The organism is Bradyrhizobium sp. Y36, assembly GCF_002531575.1.
In the GTDB taxonomy this organism is placed as follows: Bacteria; Pseudomonadota; Alphaproteobacteria; order Rhizobiales; family Xanthobacteraceae; genus Bradyrhizobium.
The window spans coordinates 177,359-184,072 of sequence record NZ_NWTI01000018.1 but is presented as its reverse complement, the minus strand read 5'-3'; the positions used below and the strand labels follow the sequence as shown (position 1 = coordinate 184,072).

At 64.3% G+C, this 6,714-nt stretch carries 8 protein-coding genes; 1 reads left to right on the top strand and 7 read right to left on the bottom strand.

All coding sequences use genetic code 11. The features are described 5' to 3' along the window. Positions 1-116 precede the first annotated feature (116 nt). The 3 genes from CO669_RS26370 to CO669_RS26360 all read right to left on the bottom strand — a co-directional run bounded on the left by CO669_RS26370 (position 117) and on the right by CO669_RS26360 (position 1,709). On the bottom strand, positions 117-602 hold the full coding sequence (locus tag CO669_RS26370; protein ID WP_097662857.1) for a VOC family protein: 486 nt from the start codon (positions 600-602) through the stop codon (positions 117-119). 39 nt (positions 603-641) lie between these two features. Continuing rightward, positions 642-1,070, bottom strand: a complete 429-nt coding sequence (locus tag CO669_RS26365) for a VOC family protein (RefSeq protein ID WP_097662856.1) — start codon at positions 1,068-1,070, stop codon at positions 642-644. 120 nt (positions 1,071-1,190) lie between these two features. Further along, positions 1,191-1,709, bottom strand: coding sequence for a cupin domain-containing protein (locus tag CO669_RS26360; RefSeq protein WP_097662855.1), 519 nt, complete (start codon positions 1,707-1,709; stop codon positions 1,191-1,193). A gap of 127 nt (positions 1,710-1,836) precedes the next feature. Here CO669_RS26360 and CO669_RS26355 point away from each other — a divergent pair, with 127 nt between their 5' ends. Beyond that, a complete protein-coding gene (locus CO669_RS26355) occupies positions 1,837-2,055 on the top strand; it encodes a CsbD family protein (RefSeq protein WP_097662854.1) in 219 nt (72 codons plus the stop codon). Between the two features lie 104 nt (positions 2,056-2,159). Here the strand turns inward: CO669_RS26355 and CO669_RS26350 are convergent, their stop codons facing one another. The 4 genes from CO669_RS26350 to CO669_RS26335 form a co-directional block, all read right to left on the bottom strand. Next, positions 2,160-2,624, bottom strand: a complete 465-nt coding sequence (locus tag CO669_RS26350) for an FKBP-type peptidyl-prolyl cis-trans isomerase (protein ID WP_097662853.1) — start codon at positions 2,622-2,624, stop codon at positions 2,160-2,162. Between the two features lie 61 nt (positions 2,625-2,685). After that, positions 2,686-4,974 carry a xanthine dehydrogenase family protein molybdopterin-binding subunit gene (locus CO669_RS26345; RefSeq protein ID WP_097662852.1) on the bottom strand — a complete coding sequence of 763 codons (2,289 nt, stop codon included), beginning with the start codon at positions 4,972-4,974 and terminating at the stop codon, positions 2,686-2,688. A gap of 2 nt (positions 4,975-4,976) precedes the next feature. Then, a complete protein-coding gene (locus CO669_RS26340) occupies positions 4,977-5,993 on the bottom strand; it encodes an FAD binding domain-containing protein (RefSeq protein WP_097662851.1) in 1,017 nt (338 codons plus the stop codon). A 4-nt stretch (positions 5,994-5,997) separates the two neighbouring features. Further along, positions 5,998-6,612, bottom strand: coding sequence for a (2Fe-2S)-binding protein (locus tag CO669_RS26335; RefSeq protein WP_097662868.1), 615 nt, complete (start codon positions 6,610-6,612; stop codon positions 5,998-6,000). Positions 6,613-6,714: the final 102 nt, after the last annotated feature.

The following is a 6,714-nucleotide window of genomic DNA, read 5'->3' as shown; positions in this document are numbered from 1 at the left end:
GACTTGACCAACGACCCACCTGTCAGTGATGTGTCCGAACAGGTGTCAGCCATGTCTCCGGACTAAACATCAAGCCGGGCGATGACACCGAATGGATTGTGGGCCACTATTCGCCCTCAAGCCGACTTGCCCTCGAACGCGCGACGCAACACGTCCACATCCAGCTTCACCATCTTCATCATGGCCTGCATCGCGCGTGCGGCCGCGGCCCTGTCGGGGCTGGACAGGAATTCGAACATCACTTTCGGCACCACCTGCCAGGCCACGCCCCAGCGATCCCTGAGCCAGCCGCACTGCTCCTCCTTGCCGCCATGGGCGAGGAACGCATTCCAGACGCGGTCGACCTGGGCCTGGTCGTCGCAATGGATCATCAGCGAGATGGCGTGGGTGTACTCCATCTTCATGCCGCCGTTGAGCGCGACCAGCGGCTGCCCCGCCACCGTGAACTCGACGACGAGCACCGAGCCCTCCTTGCCGGACGGACCGTCCGAGACGTTACGCTGGACGTGCGTGACTGCCGAATTCGGCACGAGCGATGTGTAGAACTTCGCGGCTTCCTCGGCATCGCCGTTGAACCACATGCAGGGGACGACCTTGGACATCGTGAATGCTCCTCAGTTCTTTGATATCGGGGGCTTCGTTCAGGCGTTCGCCATGTCGGGCTGCTGAGGCGCGGCCGCGAGGTCCATCCAGTTCACACCCCACATGTGTCCGTCCGGATCTTCGAAGCTGCGACCGTACATGAAGCTGTATTCGTCCTTCGGGCTGGGATCGGCCACGCCGCCCGCGGCCTCGGCCCTGCCGACGATGTCGTCGACGTCGCTTCGGCTGTCCGCCGACAGGCAGAGCAGCACCTGATTGGAGGTTTTGGCGTCAGCGATCGGCTTCGGCGTGAACTGACGGAATTTGTCGTGGGTCATCAGCATCGCGAAGATGGTCTCGGAAAAGACCATGCAGCTCGCCGTGTCGTCGCTGAATTGCGGGTTCTTGACCGCGCCGACCGCCTCGTAGAACGCGGTGGCGCGCGCAAGGTCGGTCACCGGCAGGCTGACGAAGATCATCTTGGGCATGAGAGGCTCCTTGGGCGGGTTTTGCCCAAGGACGGACGGCCTGGCGGCCATCCGACATGGCCTTCCGAATATTTTTGGCCCCCGGGGGGACGATCAAATTGTCCGGGGGGCGTTGCAGTCCTATTTCTTCTCGTTGGGATCCCGGTGCACCGGATCGATCCACAGCACGGTCTCGGGCTTCTCGACCGGCTCGATGTCGAGGTTGATCGCCACCGCCTCGCCGTCGCTGCGCACCAGCACGCACTCCAGCACCTCGTCCGGACTGGCGTTGATCTCCTGGTGCGGCACGTAAGGCGGGACGAAGATGAAATCGCCGGGACCGGCCTCCGCGGTGAATTGCAGGCTCTCGCCCCAACGCATCCGCGCCTTGCCCTTCACGACATAGATGACGCTTTCGAGATGGCCGTGGTGATGCGCGCCGGTCTTGGCGTCGGGCTTGATGCTGACAGTGCCAGCCCACAATTTCTGCGCACCGACGCGCGCGAAGTTGATCGCGGCCGCGCGGTCCATGCCCGCCGTCGACGGCACGTTGGTATCGAGCTGGTTGCCGGGAATGACGCGCACGCCGTCATGTTTCCAGCGATCATCGTGATCATGATCGTGGTCATGGTGGGAATGCGAATGATCATGGCCGGTCATGGGACTTCTTTCTGTTGGTTCCGTGCGCGGCAAACTAACCCGAAGCCGCACTCGCGAGCCATAACAAAATTGGAACCCTCATAGCCGTGAGACGTTGTCGTTGCGAGCACAATGGAAGGAGAGTTTCATGGGTAGCACGACCGACAAGATCAAGGGCACCGCCAACGAAGCGATCGGCAAGGCCAAGCAGGGCATCGGTGAAGCCACCGGTTCCGAACGCCTGAAGGGCGAAGGCGTTGTCCAGGAAGTCAAGGGCAAGGGCCAGCAGGCTATGGGCGATGCCAAGGACGCCGCAAAGGACGCGATCGACCGTGCCGCGGCCGCCGCAAAGCGCGCGGCAGAGTGACGCGCGGCGATCTGAAAATGAAAAGACCGGCCGAAAGGCCGGTCTTTTTTTGCTGTCATTCCGGGGCGGTGCGTAGCACCGAACCCGGAATGACGGCTGCGCCGTCACTTCACCGCGAGCAATTCCACGTCGAACATCAGCGTCGCGTTCGGCGGAATGACGCCGCCGGCGCCGCGGGCTCCGTAGCCGAGCTGCGGCGGGATGATCAGCGTGCGCTTGCCGCCGACCTTCATCGAGGCGACGCCCTCGTCCCAGCCGGCGATGACGCGGCCCTTGCCGATCGGGAATTCGAACGGCTCCTTGCGGTCGACGGAGCTGTCGAATTTCTTGCCCTTCTGGCCGTTCTCATAGAGCCAGCCGGTATAGTGCATCACGCAGATCTGGCCGGGCTGCGGCGAGGCACCGGTGCCGACGGTGGAGTCGATGATCTGCAAGCCTGAAGCTGTGGTCATGGTCTTTCCTGCGGTCTGGGCCGAGGCCGTGGTGGAAACGAAATGCGACACGTTTGCGATCACGGTGAACGCGAGTGCCGACATCAGCGTGAGGAGCGCGCGCTGGAAACGCTGCATAAGACACCTTCCGTTTGAGGCGGAAGGTGTCTAGCGCAACGCGGGTGCGGTTTCCACCCCTCTAAGCCTCGATATTTTCCAGGCGAACCGGGAGGTTGCGGATACGCTGGCCGGTGGCGTGGTGGATCGCGTTGCAGATCGCGGCATTGGTACCGACATTGGCGAGTTCGCCGAGGCCCTTCACGCCGGCCGGGTTGATCCGATCGTCCTGCTCGGAGAGCATGATCACCTCGACGCCGGGGACGTCCGCATTCACCGGCAAGAGATAATCCGCCAGGTTGTCATTGACGTAGCGTGCGTAGCGCTCGTCGATTTCCGTGGCCTCCAGCAGCGCCGAGGACATGCCCCAGATCAAACCGCCCATGAGCTGGCTCCGCGCCGTTCTGGGATTCACGATGCGGCCCGCCGCAAAGGCCCCGACCAGACGCGGGCAGCGGATCTCGTGCGTGAAGCGGTTGATGCGAACCTCGACGAACTCCGCGCCGAACGCATAGGCGATCTGGTCCTTCATCTGATGCCCTCCGACGAGCCGAGGATGCCCGCTGTGCATGGCGCGGAAGGAATCCAGCGGCGCACCATCCGGCTTCCACTCGCCATATTCCTCGACGACTCCGACGCCGAGGGCATCGAACGCCTTTTCGATATCCAGCGGCCGATCGCTCTTGGCGGCCTGGGTCGTCGGCGCAGGACTGATGCCAACGGTCTCTTTGGCCTTCTCCGTGAGGCTGTCGGGCATCACCGCCTTGAACAGGCGCTGGCGAATCTGATCGCACACCATCATCACCGCCGAGCAGGTGCTTGCGGTCGAGTTCGATCCGCCGGCGACCGGCGCCGGCGGCAAATCGCTGTCGCCCATGAAGACGGCAACCTTTTCCAGGGGCACGCCCAACCGGTCAGCCGCGGTCTGCGCGATCACCGTGTAGGCGCCGGTGCCGATCTCGTGGCCGGCGATCTCGACCCGGGTGCGGCCATCGCGCTGCAGACGCACGCGCGCGGCAGAGGGCGCCATTTGGGTCGGGTAGCAGGTGGCGGCACAGCCATAGCCGATCAACCAGTCGCCGTCCGACATCGATTTCGGCTGCGGCGAGCGCTGCGCCCAGCCGAAGGCTTTCGCTGCCTCGTCGAAGCACGCCATCAGCGAGCGCGACGTATAGGGTTTGCCGCCGATGGGCTCGTTGGTGGTATCGTTGATCCGACGGAGTTCGACGGGATCCATGTTCAGCTGCACCGCAAGCTCGTCCATCGCGCTCTCGAGTGCAAAGAGATATGGCACCTCCGGCGGCGAGCGCATGAAACCTGGCGTATTGCGATCAGCGCGCACGATCGACACCAGGCTGTCCACGTTGGGACAGGCATAAAGCCGCGTCGTTGTCTTGGTGCCGCCGACGCAATAGGCGTCCGCGCGCGAGGAGACTTCGGCCCCTTCATGCCGCAAGGCAACGAGCTTTCCGTCCCGGGCGGCGCCGAGCTTGATCTCGTGCCGGGTTTCGGCGCGATAGGTCGCGATGGTGAAACCCTGATCGCGGGTCGGAACCAGCTTGATCGGGCGGTTCAGGCGCCGGGCAATAGCGGCGATGATGGCGGTCCGCGGCGTCATCGAACCGCGCGAGCCGAAGCCGCCGCCGACATAGGGATTGACCACGCGCACCTTGTCGGGGTCGATGCCGAGCTGCTCGGCAACGCCGTTCTTCAAGCCGTAGACGTATTGGCTGCCCTCATAGATGACGAGATTGTCGCCCATCCACGCGCAGCTCGTCGTGAACAGCTCCATCGGATTGTGGTGCTGCGTCGGCGTGCCGTACGCGGCCGTGATTTTGACCTCAGCCTCGTCGAACGCCTTGGCGAAATCGCCGACCTTGGCGTCTTCCTTGAACTGGGCGTTCTGCCCTTTGGCGGCTGCCGCGGTCGTTCCCGGCGAGTCGAACGTCGCACTTGGGGCGGTTGCCGTGTAGCTCACCTTCACGCGGTTGGCGGCCTCGCGCGCGGCTTCGTAACTTTCCGCGATAACGACGGCAATGATCTCCCCGTCATGGGAGATCTCGGCAGACTTGAGCGGCTGGATCGTTGTCCCTGCGTAGCCGCCGTCGCTGAAGAGCTTCGACTCCTTCAGCTCAGGTGCGTTCTCGTGCGTGACGATCTCGATCACGCCGCGGACGCTCCTTGCTTCGTCGAGATCGAAACGGTCGATGCGCCCCTTGGCGATCGCACTGGTGACCAGGAACGCGTAGGCAGGGTTGTCGAGCGGCATGTCCGAGGCGTAGGTCGCCCGCCCCGTGACCTTCACGACCGCATCGTAGCGCGGCACGGGCTGGCCCATGTTCTCTTTCGGCTCGGGAGCAGCGGCGGTCATGATCAGATCTCCATCGTTACGGCCTGCTGGAGCGCGCGCGCCACCACGCGCTTTCCGAGCGATATCTTGAAGCTGTTGTGCCGGCGGCCGCGCGCCTCTGCGAACGCAGCATCGGCAACACGCTGTGCGAGACCGTCATCGAATGCCTGTCCTTTCAACAGCGCCTCCGCCTCTCGCGCCCGCCAGGGCACGGTGGCGACACCGCCGAGGGCGATCCGCGCGTCCCTGACCGTGCCGTCCTGCACGTCGAGCGCGACTGCAGCCGACGACAGCGCGAACTCATAGGACTGCCGGTCGCGCGCCTTGAGATACACCGAACGCGGCCAACGACCGGAGATCGAGAAGGCCGAGATCAACTCGCCCGGCTGAAGTGTGGTCTCGATGTCGGGCGTGTTGCCCGGCGCCTTGTGCAACTCTGCAAACGGCATGGTGCGGATTCCGGACCGGCCGGTGATCTCGACCACGGCGTCCAGCGCGATCAGCGCCTGGGCAAAATCGCCGGGATAGGTCGCAATGCACTGGTCGGAGGCTCCGAGCACCGCATGCATACGGTTGACGCCGTCCATGGCGGCGCAGCCGGAGCCGGGATTGCGCTTGTTGCAGTTCTCGTAGGATACGTCGCGGAAATAGCTGCATCGGGTCCGCTGCATCACATTGCCGCCGAGCGTGGCCATATTGCGCAGCTGAGCGCTGGCGGCGAGCTTCAGCGAGTCGGCGATCACCGGATAGTTGCGCTGGATTTCGGCATGGGCAGCCACGTCCGACATCTTTGCGAGCGCGCCAAGCCGCAAGACCTCGTCGCCCTTGAGCTCGATCGCGGACCAGCCCTGGGCCAGCGGATTGATGTCGACGATTGCGGCAGGCCGCATCACATCGAGCTTCATCAGGTCGATCAGCGTGGTGCCGCCGGCCAGCGGCTGCGCCGTCGCTTTCGTCAGGGGGGTGCTGGCGGCAGCGGCGCTGAGCGCCTGGACGGCCGAGGTGGGATCCGTCGCTCTCTGATAAGAGAATGGTCGCATGCGCCTAGCCTTTCATGATCTCGGGCGCGGCCTGCTTCACGGCGGCGACGATGTTGGGGTAAGCGGCGCAGCGGCAAATGTTGCCGCTCATGTATTCGCGGATATCTGCCTCGCTGCCGGCATGGCCCTCCTTCACACAGGCGATCGCCGACATGATCTGGCCCGGCGTGCAATAGCCGCATTGGAACGCGTCGTTGTCGATGAAGGCCTGCTGCATCGGGTGCAGGTGCTCGTCGGTGGCAAGTCCCTCGATGGTCGTGATCTCCTGCCCTTCCGCCGCGAGCGCGAGAGTCAGGCACGACACCACGCGCCGCTCGCCGATCAGCACCGTGCAGGCGCCGCACTGCCCGTGGTCGCACCCTTTCTTGCTTCCCGTGAGCTTGAGATGGTCGCGCAGCGCATCGAGCACCGTGGTGCGCGCATCGATACGGAGCCGCTTCTCCTTGCCGTTGACGTGCAGCGTGACGTCGACGGGAAGTGCGGGATCCTGTGCGACCGGGGGCCTCGCCTCCGCTGCAGCCGCACGCGCCGTGATCGGGACCAGCGCACTGCCGGCGGCACCCGCCATGAAGGCGCGGCGATCGAATGCTGATTGTTTGGAACTTGATGAGTCGGACATCGAGGCCTCCGCCGCTTCGAGCAAAGCAGCGCACGCCTGCACCGCTCATCGCCCCTTAACCGGGAGCGGTGAGTGCAGTTCCGAATGACGAAGGGCGGCGCA

Bases quoted from the DNA above. Each gene is read 5' to 3' on its own strand.
- CO669_RS26370 (WP_097662857.1), bottom strand. From the start codon at position 602: ATGTCCAAGGTCGTCCCCTGCATGTGGTTCAACGGCGATGCCGAGGAA.
- CO669_RS26365 (WP_097662856.1), bottom strand. From the start codon at position 1,070: ATGCCCAAGATGATCTTCGTCAGCCTGCCGGTGACCGACCTTGCGCGC.
- CO669_RS26360 (WP_097662855.1), bottom strand. From the start codon at position 1,709: ATGACCGGCCATGATCATTCGCATTCCCACCATGACCACGATCATGAT.
- CO669_RS26355 (WP_097662854.1), top strand. From the start codon at position 1,837: ATGGGTAGCACGACCGACAAGATCAAGGGCACCGCCAACGAAGCGATC.
- CO669_RS26350 (WP_097662853.1), bottom strand. From the start codon at position 2,624: ATGCAGCGTTTCCAGCGCGCGCTCCTCACGCTGATGTCGGCACTCGCG.
- CO669_RS26345 (WP_097662852.1), bottom strand. From the start codon at position 4,974: ATGACCGCCGCTGCTCCCGAGCCGAAAGAGAACATGGGCCAGCCCGTG.
- CO669_RS26340 (WP_097662851.1), bottom strand. From the start codon at position 5,993: ATGCGACCATTCTCTTATCAGAGAGCGACGGATCCCACCTCGGCCGTC.
- CO669_RS26335 (WP_097662868.1), bottom strand. From the start codon at position 6,612: ATGTCCGACTCATCAAGTTCCAAACAATCAGCATTCGATCGCCGCGCC.